19 protein-coding genes are annotated in these 24,600 nt (G+C 69.4%); 10 read left to right on the forward strand and 9 right to left on the reverse strand.

Annotation, left to right across the window (positions count from 1 at the left end; translation table 11 throughout):
* Positions 1-9: 9 nt before the first annotated feature.
* From ASC81_RS13405 to ASC81_RS13415, 3 genes are all read right to left on the reverse strand, one after another.
* Entirely contained in the window at positions 10-981 is a 972-nt protein-coding gene (locus ASC81_RS13405; protein WP_056267869.1) for a hypothetical protein, read from the reverse strand.
* A complete protein-coding gene (locus tag ASC81_RS13410) occupies positions 978-1,502 on the reverse strand; it encodes a (2Fe-2S)-binding protein (protein WP_056267871.1) in 525 nt (174 codons plus the stop codon). The genes ASC81_RS13405 and ASC81_RS13410 overlap by 4 nt, the downstream gene beginning before the upstream one ends.
* Before the next feature lie 67 nt (positions 1,503-1,569).
* Entirely contained in the window at positions 1,570-4,392 is a 2,823-nt protein-coding gene (locus ASC81_RS13415; protein ID WP_056267875.1) for a xanthine dehydrogenase family protein molybdopterin-binding subunit, read from the reverse strand.
* A gap of 136 nt (positions 4,393-4,528) precedes the next feature.
* Between ASC81_RS13415 and ASC81_RS13420 the strand changes: the two genes are divergently transcribed.
* Positions 4,529-5,353, forward strand: a complete 825-nt coding sequence (locus tag ASC81_RS13420; RefSeq protein WP_056267877.1) for an alpha/beta hydrolase — start codon at positions 4,529-4,531, stop codon at positions 5,351-5,353.
* Here the strand turns inward: ASC81_RS13420 and ASC81_RS13425 are convergent.
* Positions 5,340-8,384: a ligand-binding sensor domain-containing diguanylate cyclase gene (locus ASC81_RS13425; protein WP_162245900.1), complete on the reverse strand. Its 3,045-nt coding sequence runs from the start codon at positions 8,382-8,384 to the stop codon at positions 5,340-5,342. The two genes, ASC81_RS13420 and ASC81_RS13425, sit on opposite strands and share 14 nt — an antisense overlap.
* 319 nt (positions 8,385-8,703) lie before the next feature.
* Between ASC81_RS13425 and ASC81_RS13430 the strand changes: the two genes are divergently transcribed.
* Complete coding sequence (locus tag ASC81_RS13430; protein WP_056267883.1) at positions 8,704-9,879, forward strand: acyltransferase; 1,176 nt, start codon at positions 8,704-8,706, stop codon at positions 9,877-9,879.
* A 142-nt stretch (positions 9,880-10,021) separates the two neighbouring features.
* Here ASC81_RS13430 and ASC81_RS13435 read toward each other — a convergent pair whose 3' ends face one another.
* From ASC81_RS13435 to ASC81_RS13445, 3 genes are read right to left on the reverse strand one after another with little or no spacing between them, the layout of a single operon-like run.
* Positions 10,022-10,705 (reverse strand): ABC transporter ATP-binding protein, encoded by a 684-nt coding sequence (locus tag ASC81_RS13435; protein ID WP_056267885.1) that lies wholly within the window; start codon positions 10,703-10,705, stop codon positions 10,022-10,024.
* A 3-nt stretch (positions 10,706-10,708) separates the two neighbouring features.
* A complete protein-coding gene (locus ASC81_RS13440) occupies positions 10,709-11,974 on the reverse strand; it encodes an efflux RND transporter periplasmic adaptor subunit (protein ID WP_162245901.1) in 1,266 nt (421 codons plus the stop codon).
* A 15-nt stretch (positions 11,975-11,989) separates the two neighbouring features.
* Complete coding sequence (locus ASC81_RS13445; RefSeq protein ID WP_056267889.1) at positions 11,990-14,452, reverse strand: FtsX-like permease family protein; 2,463 nt, start codon at positions 14,450-14,452, stop codon at positions 11,990-11,992.
* 153 nt (positions 14,453-14,605) lie between these two features.
* On the opposite strand from ASC81_RS13445, the gene ASC81_RS13450 reads away from it, so the two are divergent.
* The 3 genes from ASC81_RS13450 to ASC81_RS13460 all read left to right on the forward strand — a co-directional run bounded on the left by ASC81_RS13450 (position 14,606) and on the right by ASC81_RS13460 (position 17,897).
* Positions 14,606-15,895 (forward strand): sigma-54 dependent transcriptional regulator, encoded by a 1,290-nt coding sequence (locus ASC81_RS13450; RefSeq protein WP_056267891.1) that lies wholly within the window; start codon positions 14,606-14,608, stop codon positions 15,893-15,895.
* Positions 15,885-17,054 carry a PAS domain-containing sensor histidine kinase gene (locus ASC81_RS13455; RefSeq protein ID WP_082536505.1) on the forward strand — a complete coding sequence of 390 codons (1,170 nt, stop codon included), beginning with the start codon at positions 15,885-15,887 and terminating at the stop codon, positions 17,052-17,054. Before ASC81_RS13450 ends, ASC81_RS13455 begins: the two co-directional genes overlap by 11 nt.
* Positions 17,055-17,177: 123 nt before the next feature.
* Positions 17,178-17,897, forward strand: a complete 720-nt coding sequence (locus ASC81_RS13460; RefSeq protein ID WP_056267898.1) for a PleD family two-component system response regulator — start codon at positions 17,178-17,180, stop codon at positions 17,895-17,897.
* A 6-nt stretch (positions 17,898-17,903) separates the two neighbouring features.
* Here ASC81_RS13460 and ASC81_RS13465 read toward each other — a convergent pair whose 3' ends face one another.
* The gene (locus ASC81_RS13465) at positions 17,904-18,926 is read right to left on the reverse strand and encodes a hypothetical protein (RefSeq protein ID WP_156392093.1); all 1,023 of its coding nucleotides are present in this window, start codon (positions 18,924-18,926) and stop codon (positions 17,904-17,906) included.
* 229 nt (positions 18,927-19,155) lie between these two features.
* Here ASC81_RS13465 and ASC81_RS13470 point away from each other — a divergent pair, with 229 nt between their 5' ends.
* On the forward strand, positions 19,156-19,725 hold the full coding sequence (locus tag ASC81_RS13470) for a GAF domain-containing protein (RefSeq protein ID WP_056267903.1): 570 nt from the start codon (positions 19,156-19,158) through the stop codon (positions 19,723-19,725).
* Positions 19,726-19,778: 53 nt separating this feature from the next.
* Here ASC81_RS13470 and ASC81_RS13475 read toward each other — a convergent pair whose 3' ends face one another.
* Positions 19,779-21,140: an MFS transporter gene (locus ASC81_RS13475; RefSeq protein WP_056267906.1), complete on the reverse strand. Its 1,362-nt coding sequence runs from the start codon at positions 21,138-21,140 to the stop codon at positions 19,779-19,781.
* 124 nt (positions 21,141-21,264) lie between these two features.
* Between ASC81_RS13475 and ASC81_RS13480 the strand changes: the two genes are divergently transcribed.
* The 4 genes from ASC81_RS13480 to ASC81_RS13495 are packed head-to-tail and all read left to right on the forward strand — an operon-like array spanning position 21,265 to position 24,586.
* On the forward strand, positions 21,265-22,452 hold the full coding sequence (locus ASC81_RS13480; protein ID WP_056267909.1) for a hypothetical protein: 1,188 nt from the start codon (positions 21,265-21,267) through the stop codon (positions 22,450-22,452).
* A 46-nt stretch (positions 22,453-22,498) separates the two neighbouring features.
* Positions 22,499-23,599 carry a 6-carboxytetrahydropterin synthase gene (locus ASC81_RS13485; protein ID WP_056267912.1) on the forward strand — a complete coding sequence of 367 codons (1,101 nt, stop codon included), beginning with the start codon at positions 22,499-22,501 and terminating at the stop codon, positions 23,597-23,599.
* Complete coding sequence (queE, locus tag ASC81_RS13490) at positions 23,596-24,252, forward strand: 7-carboxy-7-deazaguanine synthase (protein WP_056267914.1); 657 nt, start codon at positions 23,596-23,598, stop codon at positions 24,250-24,252. The genes ASC81_RS13485 and queE overlap by 4 nt, the downstream gene beginning before the upstream one ends.
* Positions 24,253-24,298: 46 nt before the next feature.
* Positions 24,299-24,586 (forward strand): zf-TFIIB domain-containing protein, encoded by a 288-nt coding sequence (locus ASC81_RS13495; RefSeq protein ID WP_056267917.1) that lies wholly within the window; start codon positions 24,299-24,301, stop codon positions 24,584-24,586.
* Positions 24,587-24,600: the final 14 nt, after the last annotated feature.

A 24,600-nucleotide genomic window follows, 5' to 3' on the forward strand; every position in this document is an offset into this window, starting at 1 on the left:
TGCCCAACGTCAGCGCTTCGGCGCCTTCGGCCCGTACTCCACCACCTTGCACCCCGCGCCCTGCGGGTTCTCGCAACACGCCGCGAGCTTTTTCAGGCTGTCGGCGAACTGCTCGTTCCACTGCGCCTGGCTGTGCAGGTTGCCCGGGCTCATCCAGTGCGATTGCGGGAACTTCTTGGACCACTCGTCGCCGCCCTCCTGGTGGCCCCGCCCCGTGGACTGGTCCATGGCGACCTTGCAGGAATTCATGTTGCCCATGCGGTGGCAGGCGGTGCAGGTATTGCCCCGCGTCGTGATGCCAAAGGCGTTGAGCTTGGCCCAGGCGCGCTTGAAGTCCGCGCCGATGGCCTTGGGCTGATAGAAGCCGAAGGGGTCGCCCGGCAGCATCGTCGTCTGCGCGATGTAGGGGCTGTACATGAAGGGGCCGCTGTCGTGGCAGCTGATGCAGGCGGGCTGCTCGAAGGCGACCTGGTAGGGCGTCAGCCACACTTTGTCGGCCGGCACCGCAGGGCGCTTCAAGGTGCTGGGCGACGGCACCCGCCGGCCGTCGATGCCCGCGCCTTCGGTCAGCGGCGCCTTGGCCTTGGCGGTGAACCAGCAGGTCTTGCCGTCCTTCAAGCTGTGGGAGATGACGTTGATCTCGTCGAACAAATGGCTGCCCGCAACCCGTGCGACCTGCTTGCGGCAGATGGCGCTGATCTGCGCGGTCGTGTCGTCCCGCAGCACCAGGGCGCGGCTGCCAGGCACGCATTGGCCTTGGCTGCCCTTGTCGTGCTGAGGCAGCAGCGAGGGTTTGTCGCAGCGCGCGGGCGCAGGCTGGGGCGGCACCGGCTTGCCGTCGATGGTGATCGGGATTTCTTCGCCGGCCATGCAGTTGAAGGCGGGGATCTCGCTGATCTGCGCAGCGCATTGGCGGCCGTACTCGAACAGCGTCTCGGCCTGGACGGTGCCGGCGAGAAGAAGCAACAGCAAGGCCCTCATGGCTTCACCAGGCCTTTCTCAGCGAACACGACGGCGCGGATGGCTTGGTGGTAGCGGGCGTATCCCGTGCAGCGGCAGATGTGCTGGCCGACGGCGTCTTCAATCGCCCCGTCGAGCTGGTCGCGCCTGATGGGTTGGGCGCGCAGGCGGCCGAGCAGCATCTCGGTGGCCATGACGAAGCCGGGCGTGCAGTAGCCGCACTGGAAAGCGAAGTGGTCGAGGAAGGCCTGCTGGATGGCGCTGGGCTTTTCCAAGCTGCCGGTGCCTTCGACGGTGGTGATGGCCTGGCCTTGCAGCAGCACCACCGGCGTGGAGCAGGCCAGCATCGGCTGCGCCTGGCTCGATGGCACGCGGCGCGCGGCGACGGTGCAGGCCTTGCAGACGCCGATGCCGCAGCACAGGCGGGTGCCGGAGAGGCCGAGTTCCTCGCGGAGGAAGTCGATGAGGGGGAGGTCGGTCGGCACCTCGGTCTTGATGGGGCGGCCGTTGACGTGGAATTGGATGGGGACGAGATGGGTCATGTCGCGTGCCTCGCGTGAGAGAGCTGGTTTCCGGTCAGGCCCGCGCCGGAATTACCCAAAAAAACACTCATGCCAAGGCCCTCCCAATATCCGCACCCGTGATCGGCAACGACCGAAACCGCTTCCCCGTCGCATGCGCAATCGCATTCCCAATCGCTGGCGCAATCGGGCACAACACCGCCTCGGCGATCCCCTTGGCCGTCGACTCATCACTCGGCAAGGTCGTGATGTTCAGCCGCCCCAACGGCACATCGGCCGACAACGCCACCTGATACCGATCCAGGTTCCACCGGCCATCCCCGGCGCCCCCCGCCTCCAACGGCAGGTCCTCCAGCAATGCATAGCCGATGCCCATCGCCACGCCACCCTGGGCCTGGCCGACCAGCAGATCGCGCTGCAGTACCTTGCCGGCGTCGACCATCAGCTCCACTGCGACGACACGCGGCTCGAAGCTGCGCGGGCCGATCTCGATGGCCACGAGCGCCCCCGACGGCGCATACAGGCTGCGGCCATACAGCGCCGCCTCAGGGCTGGGCGGCACGACGTGCTGGCGCAGCACAGGCGTCCAGTCGGCCCGGCCGCCAGTGCGCAGCGACAGGCCGTCGATGGGCAGCAGCAACGGCGGCCCGGCTGGCACCGCATAGGTGGCCGACACCCAGGCGCCTTCGAACAGGCCATGCACCATGGTGGCGGTGGTGAGTTGACTCGCGTGCGCCTTGGCGGCCAGCAAGGCCAACGTCAACGGCGCAAGGCCTGGCCCCACGAGGCGCCCCGCCTCCCAGCGCGTCTTGCCCTGCAGCTGCGCCAGCGGCACGCCCCAGATCGCCGCGGCGGCCGGCAACAGGCCGGCCTCGAACAGCACGCGGCTGGCTTGCTCCGTCACATGAACCTGGTGGAAGGCCGTCAGGCAGGCGCTGCTCGACATGCTGAAGCTGGCCGTCCAGTGCGGGTCGCTCCAGTTGCCGCCGGGCGTGTTGTCCAGTTGCAGTGCGTGGAAGCTGCCGACATCGCCCATGACGATGTCATCCGCATTGCAGCCCAGCCAGGAGGCCGTGCTGATGGCGAGCGTCGTGGCCGAGCCATTGCCCATGTCGACGCAATTGGTGCGCACCATCAGGCGCCCGTCCCGTGCAAGGGCCACTTCGGCCATGACGCCATCCTTGCCGGTGCCATAAGCCTGGTTGGCCAGCGCGAAGCCGACGCCGTAGCGCACGCCTTCGCGGGCCTTGCGCAGCTTCACTGCTTCGCGCTCGCGCCACAGCGGGTGCGCGCGCGCGCGGCGGCAGATGTCGCGCAGCGACATCGCCTGCGTCAACGGCGCGCCGGTGATGGTGCGGTCGAACTGGCGCAACGCATTGATCTCGCGCAGCTCGATAGCGTCTCGCTTGAGCGCCACGGCCACCTCGTCCACGAGCGTCTCGACGGCAAAGCTGGCCTGCGGCCCGCCGAAGCCGCGCATGGAGCCGGCGACGACGCCAGTGCTGGGCTGAGCGATGGCGTCCACGTAGGCCTGCTTGATGTCGTAGCCGCTCAGGCCGCAGTAGGCGGCCAGCATGGCGACGAACTGGCTGTAGTTGTTCTGCCCACCGGCGGGCAGCACCTGCTGGCTGCCGAAGGCGAGGAACTCACCCGTCTTCGCATCCACCGCGATGCGCTGCGTGATGTTGGACGCCAGCTGCTTCAACCCGCCCTGGAACTGCTCGTAGCGGTCCTGGGCAATGCGGACCGGGCCGTCGGCCAGCGCCGCGGTGACGGCCAGCAGCGCCGGGAAGGTCGACACGTCGCGCCCGCCAAAGCCGCCACCGGGGTAGCAGGAGTTCAGCACCACAGTCTTGACCGCGACCTTGGGGCTCTTGCTGAACATCGCCAGACTGTCCCCCGCATCGCCATTGGTGGCCTGCGTACCCAGCACCAGGTGCAGGGTGCCGGGCTTGTTGCGGTCCAACCAGGCAAGGCCGGCCTCGGGCTCCATGAACATCGGGTCCAGCACCTGGGTGCTGTAGGTGCCCCCCAACTGCAGCACAGCCGGGCTGGGCGCCTGCAGCACGGCGTCGATGCGCACGCGCAGCGCCTTGGCCGTGGTGTTGTAGGGCTGGCTGCTGCTGTCGGGTGCAAAGGGGTCGGAGGCGTAGCCGACCTGCACCTGCGAGAAAGGCGCCACGCCCGGCGCCTCATAACGCGTCAAGTAGTTGACCGGGTTGTAGGCCGTGGCAGGCGGCGTGGCAGGCGGGGGAGGCGCGGCGCCGGTCAGCACGACACCGGGCTGGAACTGCAGCGCGCGCTTGGCGCGGCGGTATATGTTGCTGTCCGCAAACACAAGGATGGCCACCGGCTGGCCATAGAACTGCGGCGCCGTGCCGACCGGCACCAGCAGCTGATAGACGCCATCGGCGCCCTGGGTAGAAAAAGGCAGCTGCAGGTTCAGCGACGCGAGGTCGCTCTGCGGCCAGGGAAATCCGGCCAGCGGAGCCTGCGTGATGGTCAGCAGAGGCAGCGCCTGGGCGTCGGCCAGCCGGCCGAGCTCCAGGCCGGCAAAGGCAAGACCGGGCTGCGTCGCGCGCAGGATCATGGCCATGCGCTCGGCCTGCGGCCAGCCCGGCATGTCGATGGCGCGGAAGTCGCGCGCATAGATCTTCTGGCCCGTCACCTTGGCCAGGCCGTCGATGCGAAAGCGTGCCTTGCCGGGGGCGCCGGACCAGTCGGGCGCCCCCGGCGGCACGCGCGGTTGCACGGGCGTGTCCAGCGGCTGCGGGCGCACCCCGGGAGTCTTCACGCCGGGCGGCTTGAAGGCCAGTGCGAGGTCATGCACCAGCAGCGTCACCGCCGCGCTGCCGCTGCCGATGACGCGCCGGCGAGTCAGCCTGAATGGCCCGTTTGTGTTCTTCGACACGCCAGTCTCCTCCCATGCGATGGGGGGCGAGTGTGTCACCGGCCGGGCGCGAACGGTCAGGGGATCAGACCCGATTCACGCCGCAATTCGATCCATGACGAGCGGCAGATTTCGTGGCGTCGGTTAGCCTGCATTCATGCAACGCCGCCTCCTCCTCGCCCTGCCTCTGCTGTCCGCACTACCGCTGCGGGCCGCCGAGTCCACGGCGCTGCCAAGCGTGCAGATTCTGCCCACGCCGCTGGCCATGCCGGGGCTTGATCGCAGCCGCACGCTGCGCCTTTGCCTGCCAGCCAGCTACGCCAGCGAGCCAGCCAAGCGCTACCCCGTCATCTACATGCACGACGGCCAGAACCTGTTCGACGCCGCCACCAGCTATGCCGGCGAATGGGGTGTGGACGAAACCATGGCGCAGCTGGCCGCGCAGACCGGCTTCGAAGCCATCGTCGTCGGCATCGACAACGGCGGCGACAAGCGCAACACCGAGATGGCGCCCTACGACCACGACCGCCTGGGCAAGGCCGAGGGGCCGTCCTATCTCGACTTCATCGCCCGGACCGCCAAGCCCTTCATCGACGCCGGCTGGCGCACTCGGCCGGAGCGCCAGGACACGGCGCTGATCGGCAGCTCGCTGGGCGGCCTCATCAGCCATGCGGCCCTGCTCAGCCATGGCAATGTGTTTGGCCGTTACGGGCTGTTCAGCCCGTCGTATTGGGCGGCGCCCCAGCTCTTCGACGTGACGGCGCAGGCCTCGCTGCCCGCCGACACGCGCATCCATCTCTATTGCGGTGGGCGGGAGGGCGGCAGCATGGCCGGGCAGACGCGTCATATGCACAGACGGCTGGTGCGCCTGCTGCCGCCCGAGCAAGTCAGCCTGAACATTGCCGCCGAGGCCAACCATAACGAGGCGGCCTGGCGGGCCGAGCTGCCGGCAGCGCTTCAGCGCCTGTTCAAGCTGGGTTGACGGTGGCGGCGGCGCTGCTGGCCGTCTGCAGGCGCTTCTCGCTGCGCCAGGCTTCCAGGCCCTCGGGCGCTTCGCGGGGCGACAGGCCATTGGCGCGGGTGGCGCCCACATAGCCGTCGCGCCCCTGCGCCTTGGCCGCGTACAGCGCCGAGTCCGCCAACGCCAGGCTGGCGCGCCAGTCCCACAGCCGCGGGTGACGCGGGTCCAGCGGGAAGGCGCAGAACCCGATGGACACCGTGACCTGCACGGTCTCGCCCGGGCCGATCTCGAAAGGCTTGTCGCGCACGGCGGCGCAGACGCGCGCGGCCAGCTCGGCGGCGTCGCGCCGCTCGGTCTCGCGGGCCAGGGCCAGCACCTCCTCGCCACCCCAGCGCACCAGCGAATCGGTCTCGCGGAAGACCTGGCGCAGCCGCTCGGCCAGTTGCACCAGCACGGCGTCGCCGGCCGCATGGCCGTGCACGTCATTGATGCGTTTGAAGTGGTCCAGGTCCAGCAGCAGCAGCAGCAGGTCGGCGTCGGGGCCAGGGCCATCGCCCACGCCTTCATAGCCGGGTGTCTCGAAGCGGCGCAGGCACAGGCGCAGGTCGTCGTCCAGGCGCAGGTCCAGGTAGCGGCGGTTGCGCAAGCCGGTCAGGGTGTCGGTCAGGCTGAGCTCGCGCAGCTCGGCCGTGCGCTCGTCGACGAGGGCCTGCAGGGCCACCTCGCGGCGGCGCAACGAGCGGGTGCGCCAGCGCATCCAGCCCCAGATGACCATCAGGCCGGCCAGAACGCCGCCCACATGCGCCGACGTGGTCTCCCACCAGGCCGGCTCCAGCGTGATGGGCAGCTGCAGCTGCTCGGTGCCCCACAGCGAATGGTGGGCAGTGGCGCGCACTTGCAGCATGTACTGGCCAGGTTTGAGCGGGCCGAAGCTGGGGTTGCGGCCGCTGGCGTCCACGCGCGTCCAGTCGCTGTTCAGGCCTTCCAGCCGGTATTCGTAGCGCAGCCGCGCCGGGTCGGCATAGTCCAGCGCGGCGAACTCCACCGACAAGCTGCGCTTGGCCGGCGGCAGCCGCAGGCCGTCGCGTGGCCTGCGCGGTTGCTCGTAAGGCTGGCCGTTGACGCGCAGGCCCGAGAGCACCAGCGGCGGGTTGGAAGGCAGCGCACGCCAGGCATGCGGCAGCACGCGCAGCAGTCCGCGGCTGCCGCCGAACAGCAGGCCGCCGCCGGGCAGCTCGGTGCTGGCAAAGAACCAGAAGCTGCCGAAGTTGGCGCCCTCGGCGCTGCCGAAGCTGTCGAGCCGATCGGCCGCCGGGTCGTAGACATAGAGCTGGCTCCAGATGCGGCCCTGATCGTCCTCGTGCAGGTTGCCGCCGAACACACCCTCCGCGCCGTGGCGCTCGCTGATGCGTTCGAAGCGCGCCTGACCCTCGGCGTCCCAGCCGCTCAGCCGGTGCAGGCCACTGACCGGCGTGTCCACCCACAGGCGCCCGTCGCGCCCCCACAGCAGGCCCATGACGATGGGGCTGGCCAGCGCCTGCGCGGGCGCCTGAGGCACGACCTGCAGGCCGCCGTCACCAGCCGCGCGTTCGCGGAACAGGCCCTGCTGGCCGCCCACCCAGAGCTTGCCGTCGGGCGCCTGGCGCACCACATAGACGCCGCCGTGCAGCGCGCCGCCCAGCGGATGCACGCGCTCCAGCGCCGCCGCCGTGACGCCGGGCAGGCGGTACAGGCCCTCCTGCATGCCCAACCAGACGCTGCCGTCCGGGCGCAGCAGCAGCTGTTGGGCGCGGCCGCCGTCCAGCGGCCAGTCGCGCAGCAGGCGGCCGTCGGCGGCGCGATGTTCAAGCCGCCCGGCTGCCGCCATCCAAATGCTGCCGTCGGCCGCCTCGGCCATGATCTCGACGACGCTGCGGCGCTCGCGCGGCCACGGGCCCAGCGTCGCCAGCTCGCGGCCCGGTCGGCCGTCCAGGCGGGCGATGTGGCCGGTCTGCGTCGGGGCCAGCACCTCGCCGTTCTTCAGCGCCAGCACGGCGCGCACATCGGCCTCGGCCAGCGGGCTGGCCAGGTCGGCATCGGGGCCGCGCACGGCCAGGGCCGGGTGGTTGAGATGGCGCTGCACGCCCAGGCCATAGCCGCTGACCCACATGGCGCCGCTCTTGTCACGCAGCAGGCCACTGATGTCGTTGCCGGCCAGGCCCATCGCGCGGCGCGGGTCCTGGCGCAACCGCGCCTCGACTGCGCCGCTGGCCGGATTGATCCAGAACAAGCCGACCTTGCCGCCCACCCACATCCGCCCGTCGGCGTCTTCGGCCAGTGCATTGATCGGCATGCCCAGCGCCTGCACCCAGCGCACCTGGCCCTGCTCGACGACGCCCAGGTGCCCGCCCTGCGTGCCCAGCCAGATGCGGCCGGCGCGGTCCTCCGCCAGCGCCTGCACGGGCATGCCGTTCTGAAGTTCAGGCAGGTCCGGCAGCGCCAGGTTCTCCCACGCCCCGTTGACAAAGCGCGCCAGCCCGCGCCAGTGGCCGGCCCAGACGACGCCATCGGAACCGACGCGCAGCGCCAGCACGCGCGCCTCGGGCTGGCCGCGCCAGGTCAGCTCATGGGTTTCATAGCGATTGGCGGCGGGGTCGTAGCGGTACAGGCCGCGGCCCACGGTGCCCACCCAGACGGCGCCGTCGCGGCCGGTGGCCAGTGCGCGGATGGGCGGCTGCGGGCCCGTACCTCCCTGGGCGCTGCCGTGCGCCTCGACGCGGTCCTGGTCGGGGTCGTAGGCCACCAGGCCCTGGAACTCCGTGCCAATCCACATGCGGCCGTCCGCCGCGGGCGCCATTGCGCGCACCCAGCCCAGGCTGCGCTTGGCCGTCGTGTCGCCGGCCAACTCGATGGGCCGCAGCCGGTAGCCGTCGTAGCGCGTCAAGCCCTTGTTCGTCGCGATCCACATGAACCCGGCCCGGTCCTGCGAGATCGCCGGCACCGAGTTCTGCGGCACCGTCACGCTGCGGAATTGCACCTCCAGCGGGCCGACGCCAGCGTCTGCGCGGGCCAAGCCGAGCCCGCAGCAGAACACAAGGCCAGCTAGGCCACGAACTAGGGGGTGCATAGCCGGCATCCTAAGCGCGCCATTGACAGCGCAGCCCGTTCGGGAGCCGAACGGGGCCTAAGCCGTCGAACCGCTTAGGTAAGCGCGCGGCAAGCCAACGTTCACGTGCGCCGCTTCACGACCGATGCGGACAAGGCAGAAGCAGCCTTATCCGTTGGGCTTTGACATTGAACTTCTCGATGGTCTCGACCGCCGCTCCGCTGCAAATCCCTAACGCACAAATTGATGCAACTGACCGCTGGATTCGATTTCAACGGCATGAACAATGCACGAACAACTGACGGGGCAGGGAGCGCTCGTAGATATGTCCGAACACCGGACCAATAACTTCAATGTCTTGCGGCTTGCTTTGGCGTCGCTGGTCATCGTGTCGCATGCGCCGGAATTGCATGATGGTGACCGGCATCGCGAACTGTTGACGCGCGTCTTTGGCACGCTCAGCTTTGGCGAACTCGCCGTGGACTGCTTTTTTCTATTGAGCGGCTACCTCATTACGCAGAGTTGGCAACGCCAACCTCAAGTGCTCGCCTACTTGAGAAATCGGGTGCTGCGGATCTTTCCCGCTTTTGCAGTGGCGAGCATGGTGTGCGCCCTGATCGTGGGCCCGCTGGCGCTTGCAAGCACATCCGCCTATTGGAGCGAGTTCTCGGTACTGCGTTTCGTCAAAAGCTTGGTCACCTTATTCCCACCGGCTACACCACCCGTGTTTTCTGGCAGACCCCATCCTGAACTCAACGGTGCAATGTGGACGATCCGATGGGAGTTCTTTTGTTACGTCGCGGTGCTGGCCACGGGCGTCGTCGCTGGTGCTCGTTTTAAGTTTGTCTGGACGATGACGACGGTGGTCGTCTTTAGCGTCTGGGTGGCTGAGCGCCTTGTGCATGGGCTGGAACCACATTTGCCGTACACCTACTGGGAGCACCCGCTCTGGCGCCTGATGTCATGTTTTTTCGCTGGTGGCTGCTTTTATCTCTACAGAGACCATATCGCGCCCACCCGACGCAGCGTCTTGTTGGCGCTGACGATATTGTCGGCGTGCATGTTTTGGCCGCATGCTGCCGAGCCGGCGCTGATCTGGTTCGGCGGCTATTTGCTATTTGCGCTTGCTCATTGGCATTTGCCGCTGTTGGCTAGACTCAACAACGGGCCCGATTTGTCCTACGGCATCTATTTGTACGGCTGGCCGATTCAGAACTTGGCCAGTGCTTACTGGCCTCAGGCAAATGTGTGGCTAATGCTGCCAGCCGTTTACGTGATGGCCGCTGGGTTGGCCGCTGCCAGCTGGTTTTTGATTGAGCGGCCATGCTTGCGGCTGAAACAACGGCGTGCTGATTGCGCCGAAGTCGCACAGGGTCTAAGCGTCGCCGACCCAGACCCCAACCAAGCGCTAGCATCCTCGAGACGTTCGATTCGGGCATTTGTTCGCACATCCGCCGAGTAGCCCGGCACCGCGGCACTCGTGCGAACAATAGGTGTCGGTCCGACCCTCAGCGTGTTAGTCCCGCTCGCCAACGTTGCCGCTCGCCGGCGTGGATGCCTTCCAAATCGGCTTGGCGACTGCTCGATTCATTAATGCCGCATGATCAAGCCAGCGCACTCACCGCATCCACCACCACCCGCCCGTCCAGCAGCCGCAGCGTGCGCGACGCCTGCGCCGCATGCTCCAGCGAGTGGGTCACCATCACCAGCGTCGTGCCGTCGGCGTTCAGCTCGCGCAGCAGGCGCATGACTTCCGCGCCGTGGGCGCTGTCGAGGTTGCCGGTGGGCTCGTCGGCCAACAGCAGCGCCGGGCGGGCTGCGATGGCGCGGGCGATGGCGACGCGCTGCTGCTGGCCGCCGCTGAGCTGGCTGGGCCGATGACCGGCGCGGTGACTCAGGCCCAGGCGCTCCATCACTTCGGCAACACGCGCACGCCGCTCGCGCGAGGGCAGCTCGCCGTATTCCAGCGCCAGCGCGATGTTCTCCGCCACGCTGAGGTCGTCGATGAGATTGAAGCTCTGGAACACGAAGCCGATGCGGCCACGGCGCAGCGTGTTGAGCTGCTTCTCCGTCCAACCCGCCACGTTGTGGCCATCAAACCAGTACTCGCCGCTGCTGGGTGCATCCAGCAGGCCGAGGATGCCCAGCAGCGTGGACTTGCCGCAGCCCGAGGGGCCGGTGATGGCGAGGTATTCACCGGCCTCGATGTCGAGGTCGATGCGGTCCAGCGCGGTGGTCTCGATGTCACCAGTGTGGAAGGTCTTGGAGAGGTGCTTGAGTTGGAACATGGTTCAGTCGATCTGGAGTGAAGGGGCTGCAGCAAAGGCGCGGTAAGGGGAGACGACCACCTGCTCGCCGGGCTGCAGGCCGCCCAGCACTTCGATGACGCCATCGGCGCGGCGGCCGAGCTTGAGTTCGCGGCGCGGCGCATGGCGGCCGTTTGCGTCGAGCACGAAGGCCCAGGCGCCACCGGTGTCGGCGTAGAAGCCGGCGTCCGGCAACAGCAGCGCCTGCTGGGTGTTGCCCAGCGTGAGGTGCACGTCCAAGCCCTGGCCCACCTGCAGCGCGGGCGGCTCGGCGTCGAAGGTGAGCTCGGCGCTGAAGCGGCCGTCCTTGACCTGCGGGTCGATGCGCGCGACGCGCAACGGGTAGTCCCGCCCGCCGTGCGTCAGCGTGGCGGCAAGACCATCGCGCACTCGGCCCAGGTGAAATTCGTCGAGCCGCAGGTCCAGCTTGAAGCGGCCCAGGCTGTCGAGCCGCGCGATCCGCGTGCCGATGCGCACGCTCTCGCCGACCTGCAGCGCCAGGCCCGTCACGCGGCCCGCCACCGGCGCGCGCACGGCCAGCCCTTCGCTGGCGGTGCGCATCGCGTCCAGCCGCTTGTTGAGGTCGGCCACCGCACGCTGCATGGCCCGCACGGATTGCTCGCGCACGGCCAGTTCCTCGCGGCCATCGGCCTGCTGCTGGGCGAACAGCCGCTCGGCCATCGACAGCTTGTCGGCCGAATCCTCCAGCGCCGACGGCGACAGGAAGCCGGTGGCCGCCAGCTCCTTGTTGCGCAGGTGCAGGCGGCGCACGCGCTCCAGCTCGAACTGGCTTTCGGTCAGCGTGCGGCGCTGCGCCGCCTGGGCCTGCATCCACGCGGCGCGCAGCGTCGAGAAGTTGGCGAGCTGCTGCGCGGCTTCACTGGAGCGGGCCATCAGCTCCTGCGCGCGCTGCGTGCTGCTCAGCACGACGAGCAACTGGCCGGCCTCAACGCGCTCGCCGTCCTTCACCAGCACCTGCTCGACACGGCCGTCCTCGGTCGCGTCCAGCAGCACGGACTGCAGCGGCTGCGCGGTCGCGCGGCCGACGACGACGTCGCGGAAAGGGCCGTTCTTCGCTGCTGCGATCTCGACATCGGCGCGCGACACCGGCACGCCCCGCGGCCAGTACCAGGCGAGCAGCAGGACGCAGGCCAGCAATGCCACGATGGCCAGCGCGATCAGCCCATAGCGACGGGGCACGGCCACGCGGCGGTCCATCGCGGCGCCGGAGATATGCGCGTGATTGGCCATGTCACCCATCGCCGCTCAACCTCTCAGCGCCTGCAGCGGCCGCAGCGCGAGCGCCGCATGCAGATGCCGCGCCACGGCCACCGCCGTCACCAACGCCAGCAGCGCCACAGCCGCCAGCAGCACCCACAGCGAGCCCGGTCCCACCGGCGCGCGCTCGACAAAGCCGCTCAGGTAGAACTGCGTGACCCAGGCCGCCACCGGCAGCGCGACGACGCAGGCCGCGGCCAGCACGCCCGCGAACTCCTTCACCAGCAGCCCCGCCACCGCACCCGCCCCGGCGCCGTGCAGCTTGCGCAGCACGATCTCGCGCTCGCGGCGGCGCAGCGTGTAGGCGGCCAGCGCGTAGATGCCCACAGCCGCCAGCAGCAGCGCCAGCGCGCTGGTGATGGCGATGAGGCGGCCGATGCGCACGTCCTCGGCCATTGCGCGCGCCTGCTGCTCGCGCACCGACAGCACCTGTGCCTGGGCGTCGGGCAGGCTGTCATTGACGAGAGCGGTCAGCTTGCGGCGCGTCTCGGCCGGGTTGCGGCTGTGCACGCTGATGACGCCGAAGCCGCGCTCGACCACCGGGGTCAGGATGTGCGGCATGGTCCGGCTGCGGGGGCCTTCAATGCGAATGTCGTCAATGACTGCCACCACCCGGACCGGCTTACCTTCATCGAATACGCTTTGTCCAATGGCCACCTCGGGACTGGCAAATCCCAGCGCGCGCACGGCGCTGCGGTCCAGCACGGCGCCGTTCTGCGCCACCTCGGCCCGGTGGTCGGCTGACAGCCGCCCAGCCAGCACGCGCATGCCGAAAACTTTTAGATAGCCCGGTGTGAAGCTCACGCCGGAGCGCACGGGGATTGCCTGGCCGCCCGGGCCGGTGTAGTCGATGTACCACTCGCCGAACTCGCGACCGGGTACATCCTCGGAGGCCGCTGCAGCGACAACCTCGGGCCAGCTGTGGATGCGCGCCAGCAGCGCCGTCGTCTGCGCAGGCCGGGTCTCCCAGGGCAGGTCGACAGCGATGCGATCCTGCACGTCGAAGCCGCGCGGCATGTCGGCGACATGCCGGCTTTGCCAGGCCACCGTCAGCGCCACGGCCGTGAACAGCGCCGCGGCGCCGAACTGCACGGTGGTCATCAGCCGGCGCAGCCAGCGGCTGGCCGCGCCCTCGCTGTGACTTCGCCCGGCCAGTGATTCGGCGGGCCGAACCCGCAGCGCGATCTGCGTCAGCGGCAGCGCGCTCAGCGCCGCGATGGCCACGCACAGCAGTCCAGTCAACGCAACCATGCTTGGCGCCAGCACGGGCGCGTCAAAGCTGTGCTGCATCAACACCGACACCGCAGGCGTGCCCCACCAGGCCAGCAGCAGGCCGAGAGCCCCGGCCAGTCCTGCCACGGCCAGCGCCTCGACGAAGAACAGCGCCGCCAGCGCTGGCGCTCCGGCGCCCATGGATTTGCGCAGTCCGATCTCCCGTTGACGTTTGAGCGTGCGCACGCTCCACAGGTTGATGAAGTTGATGACGGCGAGCGCCAGCACGCCCCCCGCCGCTGCCCCCAGGCTGCCGAGTTGCAGGCGGCGCTGTTTGCTGCCGGCGCCATGCAGTCCAAGGTCGAGCACAGGCAGCGCGCGCAAGGTTGCAAAGCTACCGCCGCCCTTCAGAAAGTCGGCCGGCAGCCCCGGCGGCAGCGGCTGCTGCTGCAGCAGGCGGTCTGCCAATGCTCCGACTTGGCCAGCTGTGGCGCCGGGCTGCAGGCGGGCATAGAGGTGGCCGTTGCCCCAGCTCCACATGCTTGCCCGCTCCACAAAGGCCTTGGCGGGCGGCGCATTGAAGCCGGCCAGCGCCTCGTAGATGACGGAAGAATTCAGGCTGGGCGAGGGAAGCACGGCCATGACGGTCAGCGTCAGCTCGACCGACTGAGGCTGACCGTCGTCGCCGTCCACGGTTATCAGCGCGCCGACTGGTCGGCCGACGACCTGGGTGCTGCCGAACAGCTTGTTGGCGCCAGCCTCAGTCAGCGCAATCCCTTCAGGCGCTGTCAGAGCGGCCTTCAGGTCACCTGCCAGAGGCCGCACGCCGAAGAGGGCTTCGAAGTCGGGATCGACCAGCGCCGTTGCCAGCCGCGCATGGTGGGTGGCGCCCTGGGCGTCGATGGCGCGACACAGCAGCGGCACGGAGATGAAGCGGCTCATCGCGCCGACCGGCGCGCCGGTGTCGCGCAGCGCCCGGCTCAGCGGCGTGTTGGGGATCTCGTTCCTCCAATCGCTCTGGCCGCCGCCGGGTGAACGGGTTTTCCATTCGAAGGCGATGACACGGTCTGCCTCGGGCAGGTTTGCGTGCGGCCGCAGCACGTCACGCAGGAAGCCGACCGTCAGCAGCGTGAGGGCCAGGCCCAGCGCGAGGCCGGCGATGACGAGGGCGGCCGGGCCGGGCTCGGCACGCAACTGGCGCCAGGCCCCGCGCCAGGGGATGGGGGAAAGCAGGTTCATGGCAGCTCTTTTTGCAAGAGGCGGGCCAGGCGGCTTTCCCAGGAGAGACGGGCCGGAACGCGCGATGAATGTCCACTTGCGGACACCGGCACTGTCCGCTTCCGGACACCGCCTTGCCCGGCCCCGTCGCGCCCCTTAGAGTCGCGCCCTCCCATGATCCTCATCCTCGACGACGACCCCGACGTGGCGCTGGCCGCGCGGCTGGCGCTGCGCAGGCTGTCGACTGTCGCCGTGCGCCACTCCCCCGCCGAGCTGACGACCGCGCTGGACGAGACACGGCCGGACGTGCTGCTGCTGGACATGAACTTCACGCCCGGCGCCAGCGATGGCGCAACGGGGCTGGCGCTGCTGCGCGAAGTCGTCGCGCGCCGTGACGCGCCGGCCGTCGTCGTCATGACGGCCTATGCCGAGGTGGAACTGGCGGTGCAGGCGCTGAAGGCCGGCGCGGTGGACTTCATCACCAAGCCCTGGCCCAACGAGCGGCTGGTGGCCTGCGTGCAAGCCGCGCTGGCGCGGCGCGCACCGGCACCCGCTGCCGGAGAGCTGCTGGGCGATTCCCCCGCGATGCAGTCGCTGCGCGCGCAGATCGCGCAGGTGGGCGCAAGCGAAGCCAGCGTGCTGATCCTCGGCGAGAACGGCGTGGGCAAGGAGCTGGTGGCCCGCGCGCTGCACCGTGCCTCGCCACGCGCCGCCGGGCCGCTGCTGGCCGTCGACATGGGCGCGCTGCCCGAGGCGCTGGTGGAAAGCGAGCTGTTCGGCCACAAGCGCGGCAGCTTCACCGACGCACGCGAATCGCGGCCCGGCCGTTTCGTCGCTGCGGCGGGAGGCACGCTGTTTCTCGACGAGATCGGCAACCTGCCGCTGCCCCAGCAGGCCAAACTGTTGGCCGCGCTGGAGCGCCGAGAGGTCACGCCGTTGGGCAGCGACAGGCCCGTGCCGGTAGACGTACGCGTGCTGGCCGCGACCAACGTGGCCGAGGCCGAGCTGTTCGACGCGCGGCGCTTCCGGCCCGACCTGCTGTATCGCCTCAACACCGTGGTGCTGCGCGTACCGCCGTTGCGCGAGCGCGGCACGGGCGACATCGCGCTGCTGCTGCGCTACTACCTGGCGCAGTTTGCAAAGACGCGGCCTGTCGAGCTTGAGCCGGATGCGCTGCCAAGGCTCACCGCCTACCGCTGGCCGGGCAATGTGCGTGAGCTGCGCCAAGCCTGCGAGCGCGCGTCGCTGCTGACGCGCGGGCCGGTGTTCACGTTCGCCGACTTCGGCCTGCCCGACTCGTTCGCGCCCGCGCCCGCCGAGCCCGGACTGGATCTGGCCCAGCGCGAGCGCGAGGCGGTGCAGGCGGCCCTCGCTCAGGCCGACGGCAACATCAGCCACGCCGCCAAGCTGCTGGGCGTAAGCCGCGCGGCGCTGTACCGCAAGCTGGACAAGCATGGGCTTTGATCGCGCTCGTGTCGTGGCTGCCTCGCTGGTGCTGGCCGCGAGTTCGGCAGGTGCCGTCGCGGCGCTGGATTCGCCCCGTGTCCTCGTCGGCTGCGCGTTGGCCGGCCTGCTCGCCGCCGCTTTCGGCTGGGCCGCGTTGACTCGCCTGGCCCACCAGCCCAAGCCGCCGCCTCCCGACCCGCCGCCGACACCCCGGCCTGATCTCGACGCCGCGCTGGAACACGCGCCGCTGGCGCTTTGGCGCCTGGTGGCCGGCAACCCGCCACTGGCGTTGAACGCCGCCGCCCGCCGCCTCATCGCCCCCGGCCGGGCGGCAGAGCCCACGGCGCTGCTCGCGCTGCTGGATGCCGAGCCCGGACGGCGTGTCGTCACGCTGCCCACCGAGCATGGCCAGGAGCGCGCCGTGCTGGCCGTGTCCGCGCTGACCGTTCAGGGCCAGGCCTGGCGGCTGGCGGCGCTGGCGCCCATCGAGTCGGAGCTGGAGACCGAGACGCTCGTCGCCTGGCGCCAGCTCGTGCAGGTGCTGACGCACGAGATCATGAATTCGATGACGCCCATCGCCTCGCTGGCCGCCAGCGCGCCGGCGCTGCTGGAAGCGGGTGAGGCCGACGAGCTGCAAGCCGCCCTGGCGACGCTGGCACGGCGGGCGGCGCATCTGCAGGCCTTTGTCGAGCGCTACCGCAGCGTCAGCCAGCCGCCGGCACCGACGCTGGCGGACACGGCGCTGCTGCCACTGCTGCAGGCCGTGCAGCGCCTGGTCGCCCCCGCCTGGGAAGCCGCCGATGGCGAGGTCGGTGTCACGGTCGAACCCGCCAACCTCGCCCTGCGCACTGACGCTGCGCAGCTGGAACAGGTGCTGATCAACCTGGCACAGAACGCGTTGCAGGCCTGCACCGGCCGGCCGCAATCGCCACCACCGCAGCTGCGCATCGAAGCCACGCTGAGCCGAGGTGCGCGGCTGCGGCTGACGGTCAGCGACAACGGCCCGGGTGTGACGCCGGGGCTGGAGCAGCGCATCTTCACGCCCTTCTTCACCACGCGCGACGGCGGCAGCGGCGTCGGCCTGGCCGTCGTTCGCCAGCTGGTGCATGGATTGGGCGGCACTGTGCGCCACGCCAGGAGACCTGGCGGCGGCGCCTGCTTCGTGCTGACCTTTTGACATCCGTGGCGCTCAAAAGTGCTTCATCCGGGGCGTATCCGTGACAAACGCCGGCTTTTCCTTGATGGCCGGCCGCTGTGCCGGGTGGTAGGCTGACCGGTCAGATACCCCGGGGATGGAGAGATGTTTCACGAGTTGCAGGAGTTGCTGGGCGCCTACTTGATGCCGGTGCTGATCGCGATACCGCTGGCCATCATCGTGCTCATCGCCGCCTTCAAGCGTGACGACTACCGGCCGACGCGGGAGTACACGCCGCCGCCCCTGCCACCGCGCGGCCTGCCGCGCGCCACCGCGCCGGTCGTGCTGCCGCCGCTGCCCGGCTCGGCCGGTGCCGGCCCCTCGATGGCCAGCGCCTTCGTCACGGCACCCACGCCGATGCAGCCGCCCGCCGCGCCCGCGCCTGTCATCCCGGAAGGCCCTCCCACCGTGCTGATCGCCGACGACTCGGCAGTCGTGCGCACCAAGCTCAAGCGGCTGCTGGAAGGCGCCGGCTTCGTCGTCGTGCAGGTCAACGACGGCAACGAGGCGATGGCGCAGCTGGAGGAGAAGCCCGAGATCGCCGTGCTGATCACGGACCTCGAAATGCCCAACAAGGATGGCTTCGAGCTCATCGCCGACGTGCACGGCAGCCTGGCCACCGAAGACCTGCCCGTCATCGCCATCACCGGCCACGACGAACTGCATGGCCGGGTCGGCCAGATCGAGGGCGTCTACGGCATCTTCAAGAAGCCCTGGAACGACCGCGAGCTGCTCAAGCGCGTGGAGTCGCTGGTGCACCTGCGCAGCGCTGCCAGCAAGCGCGGCCGCCGTGTCAGCGACTTGAGGCTGCCGCCGAACGTTTGACGGCTTTCAGGACGGCCGGAAGCTCCACTTCAGCTTGATCTCCGCTTGGCCGGTGCCCACCGGCAGGCGCGCCTGGTCCTGGCCTTCGGCACTGAGCTGCACGAGGCGCTGCAGCAACCATGGCTGCGCTTCACGCCATTGCAGGCCGATGCGGCCCTCGTGGCGCTGTGGGCGCCGGTTGGCCTCCTCGCGGGTGCGCACGCCCAGCACGTCCTGCGGTACCAGGGCCAGCGCCGTCCAGACCCGACCATTGCGCGTATCGAGCACGGCCTGCAACGTCGGGCAGGGCAGATCGTCGCGGCGGGTCTCGCTGCCCTGCGCGCTCTCCGTGTAGGTCACGACGCCCTGCACGTCGTTGAAGCTGCCGCGCACGCGCTCGTCGAGCTTCGCAGTCAGCTGCAGGCCGCATGACATGGGGCCGGTGAAGAGGAGATAGGGCGTCGCCGCGCCGCTGTCCTGCGGCGCATCGACACCGCCACCGGCCGCGCGGCGGGCATCGGCGCGGCAGGCCTTGCGCGGCTTGCCGGCGGGCTGGCGTTCGCAGGCCGCGGCAGCATTGCCATAGGCCTGTAGCCGGCCCTGTGTGGACGTTGGCATCGTGGCGGCCGTCAACGCTGACGCCTCGCGCATCAGGCAGGCGCTGTCCTGGCCGCAGCGGGCCATCAATGCCTGGGCCCTGGCCTGCATGGCGGCTACGCCGGGCGGCGGCGCCACTGGCACCTCGCTGGCCATGCGCTGGGCAGATTGCGTGGCCTGCAGCTGGCGCCGCTGGTCGTCGGGGTCCAGCGGGTTGTAAGGGATGGGCGTGCCGTCGCTCTGCAGCAGCGCGCTGAGCTGCCAGCGCTGACTGAGCGTCTGTTCGCCGCGGTCGGCACCGGCCTGCACGGGGCCCTGGCGTTGCAGCTCGACGTCGAGCACGAGGCGGCGCTGCTGCAGGCCCTGGGCCCGTGGGGTGTCGGCCAGCAGCCAGAAGGCGGCCAGGGCGAGCAGCACTGTCGGCGCGAGGCGGGCGTTGGAACGTGAAGACATGCTGGGCTCCGGCAGAAGGGGTGGACTGGCCGGCATCGTCGGGCGGACGCGACGGCGGCGCATCGCCCGCGAAGAGCCAGCATCCATGACAGCGGCCGTGGCTCCTGCATGGCTCTGCGCGGGCGCCTACTGCCCGTGCGCTGAAGTCACGGCCTCACCGTCGGTTACTCGACGCCGGCCACACCTCGCGTCGATGATGCGGTGACGCACCATCAGGGAGAGTTGCCGCATGTCTTATGTCGACCCGCTGGATCAGCAGGCGCTGGAGGTCCAGATTTCCGAGCTGCTGGTGGCCACCGCCGACAGCTATGACCACGAGCTGGACCGCCGCATCACCGACGTGCTGCTGCTGCTGCGCAAGCAACTGCGCATGGATGTGGTGTTCGTGTCCGAGTTCATTGGCCGCGAGCGCGTCTTTCGCTTTGTGGACGGCTCGGTGCCCCGGGGGCCGCAGACGGGCGACGTGGCGCCGCTGGAGGAGAGCTACTGCCAGCGCGTCGTCGAAGGCCGCCTGCCCGAGCTGGTCAACGACACCGCGCCCTACACCGCGAGCGGCGACTTGCCGCATCTGAAGTTCCTGGTCGGCACGCACCTGAGCACCCCGGTCGTGTTGCCGGACGGCCGCATCTACGGCACGGTCTGCTGCTTCAGCGAATCGTCGCGACCCGACCTGCAGCAAAGTGCGCTGGCCTGCCTGCGCCAATGTGCGCGGCTGGTGGCGCGCAAGGTCGATTCCGCGCCCAGCGAGCCGGAATGGCAGGCAACCGAGCCGGCCCCGTTCCCCGAGATCACGAAGTAGCGGCGCCGCACCGCCTGCCGCTCTCCAACGAGGCGGCGCAGTGGTGCCTGTTCTCAGGACTCGCCGGCCTGCGCCCGCGGGGCGAGCAGCGCAGCCGCCGTCACCAGCGCCAATGCCATCAGCAGCACGGGCAAAACTTGGCGCGTGGCGGGATTGAAGAGCAAGCCGGCGAGCGCGAGTGCGGCGCTGCTGGTCAGCGCGTCGCTGAGCTGCAGCGAGGAGGTGTTGCTGCCTTGGCTGGCGGGAGGCGACAGCTTGAGCAGCAGCACTGACAGCATCGGGAACGACAGGCCGATGCCCAGGCCGACGACCGACCAGCCGATGAAGACGACCAGCGCGGGCCATGCGAACAACAGTGGCGCGATGACGACCAGCAGGCCCGCCGCCGTCAGCCCGAAGCCGCCAGGCAGCAGGCGCCGCCGGGACGCCGGGCTTTGCACACGCGCCTGCAGCGCGCTGCCAATGCTCCAGGTTACGGCGCCGGCGCTGAGCGCGATGCCGGCCTGGGTCAGGCTCCAGTCGAAGTGCTGGGTCAGCAGCAGCGGCAGGAAGGCCTCGGCGCTGGCGAACGTGGCGGCGATGAGGCCGCGCAGCAGGATGACCGTCGGCAGCCCGTGCGCTGCCCTCAGCGTGCCCACCGGCAGAAGCACGCGGGCAGCGAAGCCCGCGGCCACGAAGCCCGCCGCAAACAGCAGCGCCGCGCGCACCCCGGTCAGCTGGCTGGCGCCGTGCAGGGTCAGTGCGCCGGCGCTCGCCAGCAACGCCCAGCGCATGGCGCCCCAGCGCAGCTCCTCGCCGCTGCCCGCGCCGACGCGCCTGAGCGCCGGCAGGATCATCAACGCCGCCACCGGAACGGCCAGCGCCACGGCGAGAAAGACCGAACGCCAGCCCAGCGCCTGCACGAGGAAGGCCGCCAGCGCCGGGCCCACCAGCCCGGGCACCACCCAGGCGCCCGCGAACATCGCGAACATCTTGGGGTGCAGCGCCTGCGGCACGACCCGGCCGACACCGACGTACAGCGTGACGCCCAGCATGCCGGTTCCAAGGCCCTGCAGTGCGCGGCCCAGCACGAGGGCCGGCATGGCCGTGGCGAAGCCCGCCAGCAGCAGCCCGGCCATGAACGCCGCGAGGCCCGCCAGCGCCGCGCGGTAGGGCCCGCGTTTGTCGCAGAGCTGGCCGGCGGCCGTCATGCCGAGCACCGAGGTCGCCAGCGTCGCACCGAAGGCCAGCGCGTAGTAGGGCAGGCCGTTCAGCGCCTCGGCCACGGCCGGCATCGCGGTGGCGACGGCGATGGACTCGAAGGCCAGCATGGAGATCAGCGCGATGGCGCCCAGGCAGGCGGCGCGGCGGCCGGGCGCGAAGAGGTCGGTGGGCGCGGCTTCAGCGGGCGCTTCGACGGGATCGGAAAGGTTCATGGCGCCAGCCTAAAAGCTCAAGCCCACTTCAAGTCAACATGCCCCCCTAAATTTTTCGGGAACCAGCAGCGGCGAGATGTCCACCAAGCTCTGGCGCGCGCCACGCGACACTGAAAGGCGGCTCATGGACAAGAAGGACATCGACGCGATCAAGCCGGGCAGTCCGGCCTTCACCAAGAAGTGGTGGGGCGCGCACCGCGGCATCACGATGAAGGACTCGGGCGTCGGCAAGGCGCTTGAGGACTGGGTGCGCTATTGCCCCAAGGATCCCGACGCGATGGAGGACGTGGTCGAGCTGGAGGTGGCCAAGGACACCTGCGAGCGCCTGACCGCTGCCATGACCCGGGCCAAGCAGAGCTGTGGCTCACTGGCCAAGGAGTCGAAGCTGGCTTGCGACAAATACCTGGCGGCCATCGAGGTCTACCGCAAGAAGCTGGTGGCCGCCGAGGCCGACCCGATTGCCGATGCCGAGACCTGGAAGGAGATCCAGGCGGCCAAGCCCAAGGTCATCGGGCTGCTGACCAAGATGGGCGAGCGCATCGAGGCGGCCATCAAGGAGATTGCCGAGTTGGGGGAAACCGCCAAGTACCTGGTGGAACGCGCCAAGGCGCGCAACCAGATGGGCTCGCCAGGCGGCCGCGACGACCTGGCCCAGGCGCTGGAGGAGCTGAAGAAGAACTTCGAGGGCCTGGAGAAGTTCGTGAACCGCGAGGCACCGCAGATCACGCGCCTCGCCGACCCCATCGTCAACCTGGAAGCCAAGCTCAAGACCCGCAAATACGACAAGGAGATGCGGGCGATGCGCGAGGCGATCGTGCGCGCCGGCCGCGCCGAAGGCGGCCTGCGCGACCACTACACCGCGCTGTCGACCGCCATCCAGGAGGCGGACAAGCTGGTCACCAAAGCCGTCAAGACCCGCCAGCAGGTGCTCGATTCGATGGAGAACAAGCTGGTGATGTTTTGGGACGGTCCCCAGGGCGCGACCAACCTGGCGGCAAGCATCGCCGACGTCACCAAGCAGCTCAACCAGTTCATCGCGCTCGACGTCGCCAAGCTCAGCGAGGAAGACAAGCGCAAGCTCAGCGCCAAGGCGCGCGCGGTGGACGACGAGCGGCTGATGATCGATGCCGGCCTGACCAACCTCGGCAACATCGTGCGGCAGGTGGCACAGGAGACGCGCGACTACGTGAAGGACAAAGCCATTGCCGACAAGCTCAAGGAGATCCTGGCCGGGCACAAGCACATCGACAGCACGGTCAAGCAGATGGACATCAAGGCGGCGGCGGTCAGCAAGATGATCGCCAAGATGTGAGCAGGCGCACGGCATTCCTGTCGGCCTGCGGCGCGACAATCCGTGCATGTCTGTTTCCGTTCTGCATTGCGCCTCGGCCGGCTTCGAGTCGGCCTGCCGCATCCCCGCCCTGCCCGCCTCACACCGCAGCCATGGCCTGCATGGCCACAGCTATTTCGCCACCGTGCGCACGGCGCTGCCGGGCGGCTGGGCGGCCTTCCCCGGCGGCGAGGTGGAGGCGCTACGCGCCCGCATGATCGGCACGGTGGCGCCGCTGGACCACGCGCTGCTGAACGACTTCCTTCCCGAACCCACCGATGAGAACCTGGCGCGCTGGGTTCGCAGCCGGCTGGCGGTGGACGTGCCCGGCATCGTGCAGGTCGGCGTGCAGAGCACGCAGCACTGCGGTGTCGACCTCGACGGCGCGGGCCACGCGCATGTGTGGCGCCGCTACCGCTTCCAGGCGGCACACCAGCTGCCCAATGTGCCGCCGGGCCACCAATGCGGGCGCATGCATGGACATGGCTTCGAGGTCATCCTGCATGCCAACGCGGACCTGGGCGAGCGTGACTTGGCCCTGGACTACGACCACCTCGACGAGGTCTGGGCGCCGCTGCACTTCGAGCTGAACTACCGCTGTCTGAACGACATCGCCGGCCTGCACAACCCGACCAGCGAGCGCATCTCGGCGTGGTTGTGGGACCGGCTCAAGCCTGTGCTGCCGGAGCTGAGCTGGGTGACGGTCTATGAGACCGGCTCCAGCGGCGCCAACTTCAACGGGCAGGCCTACCGCATCTGGAAGGAGATGACGCTGGACAGCGCCGTCAGGCTGCGGCAGGCGCCTGACGGGCACCCGCTCGCAGGCATTCACGGCCACACGTTCACGCTGCGCCTGCACCTGGCAGCGCCGCTGGACCAGGTGATGGGCTGGACGGTGGACTTCGGCGACGTGAAGGCGCTGTTCAACCCGCTCTTCAAGCGGCTGGACCATCACCCCCTGTATGAGATCGCGGGGCTGCCGGACGGCGATGCGGCGAGCATCGCGGCGTGGGTGTTGCACGAGGGCGGCAGCGTTTTGCCGCAGATCGACCGCGTGGACTTGTATGAGACGCGCGGCTCGGGGGCCATCGTCAGCCGGGCCGACTCTGAAGAACTGATTCCCGTATGACGTACAGCGTTAAAGAACTGTTCTACACCTTGCAGGGTGAAGGCGCCCAGGCGGGCCGCGCGGCCGTGTTCTGCCGCTTTGCCGGCTGCAACCTCTGGACCGGCCGCGAGCAGGACCGCGCCACGGCGGTCTGCACCTTCTGCGACACGGATTTCGTCGGCACGGACGGCGAGGGCGGCGGCAAGTTCGCGACGGCCGATGCGCTGGCGGGTGCGATTGCCAGTGCCTGGCCACGCGGCGCCGACGGTGCCGCTTCCAATGACCGCGGGGTGCCCTACGTCGTCTGCACCGGCGGCGAACCGCTGCTGCAGCTCGACACGCCGCTGATCGACGCCCTGCATGCGCGCGGCTTCGAGGTCGCGGTCGAGACCAATGGCACTCAGCCGGCACCGCCCGGGCTGGACTGGATCTGCGTCAGCCCCAAGGCAGACGCGCCGCTGGTGCTGACCTCAGGGCACGAACTCAAGCTGGTCTACCCTCAGCCGCTGGCCCGGCCAGAACGCTTCGCCGGCCTGGACTTCCAGAACTTCTTCCTGCAGCCGATGGACTCGGTGCTGCAACGCGAGCACACCAGGGCGGCGGTGGCCTACTGCATGGCGCACCCCCAATGGCGGCTGTCGGTACAGATGCACAAGGTGGTGGGGATCGCTTGAGTTCAGCGGCATAGACTCGCACCACTCAGTTGTCCGGAGTGCCTTCATGAAATGCCCTGTCTGCCCCGAATCCACACTGCTGATGTCCGACCGGCAAGGCGTGGAAATCGACTACTGCCCCAGCTGCCGCGGCGTCTGGCTCGACAGGGGCGAACTCGACAAGCTGATCCAGCTGTCGGGCAACCAGCCGGTTGCCGCCCCGGCCACCGCGCCGCAACAGCAGCCTCAGCCTGCCCCGGGCAACTACCGCCGCGACTTCGACGATTCGGATTTCGGCAAGCGGCAGGGCGGCCAGTACCGCAAGAAGTCCTGGCTGAGCGACATCTTCGATTGATGGCGCCCCGCCGG

It is taken from the genome of Pelomonas sp. Root405 (assembly GCF_001425165.1).
Classification (GTDB): domain Bacteria; phylum Pseudomonadota; class Gammaproteobacteria; order Burkholderiales; family Burkholderiaceae_C; genus Pelomonas.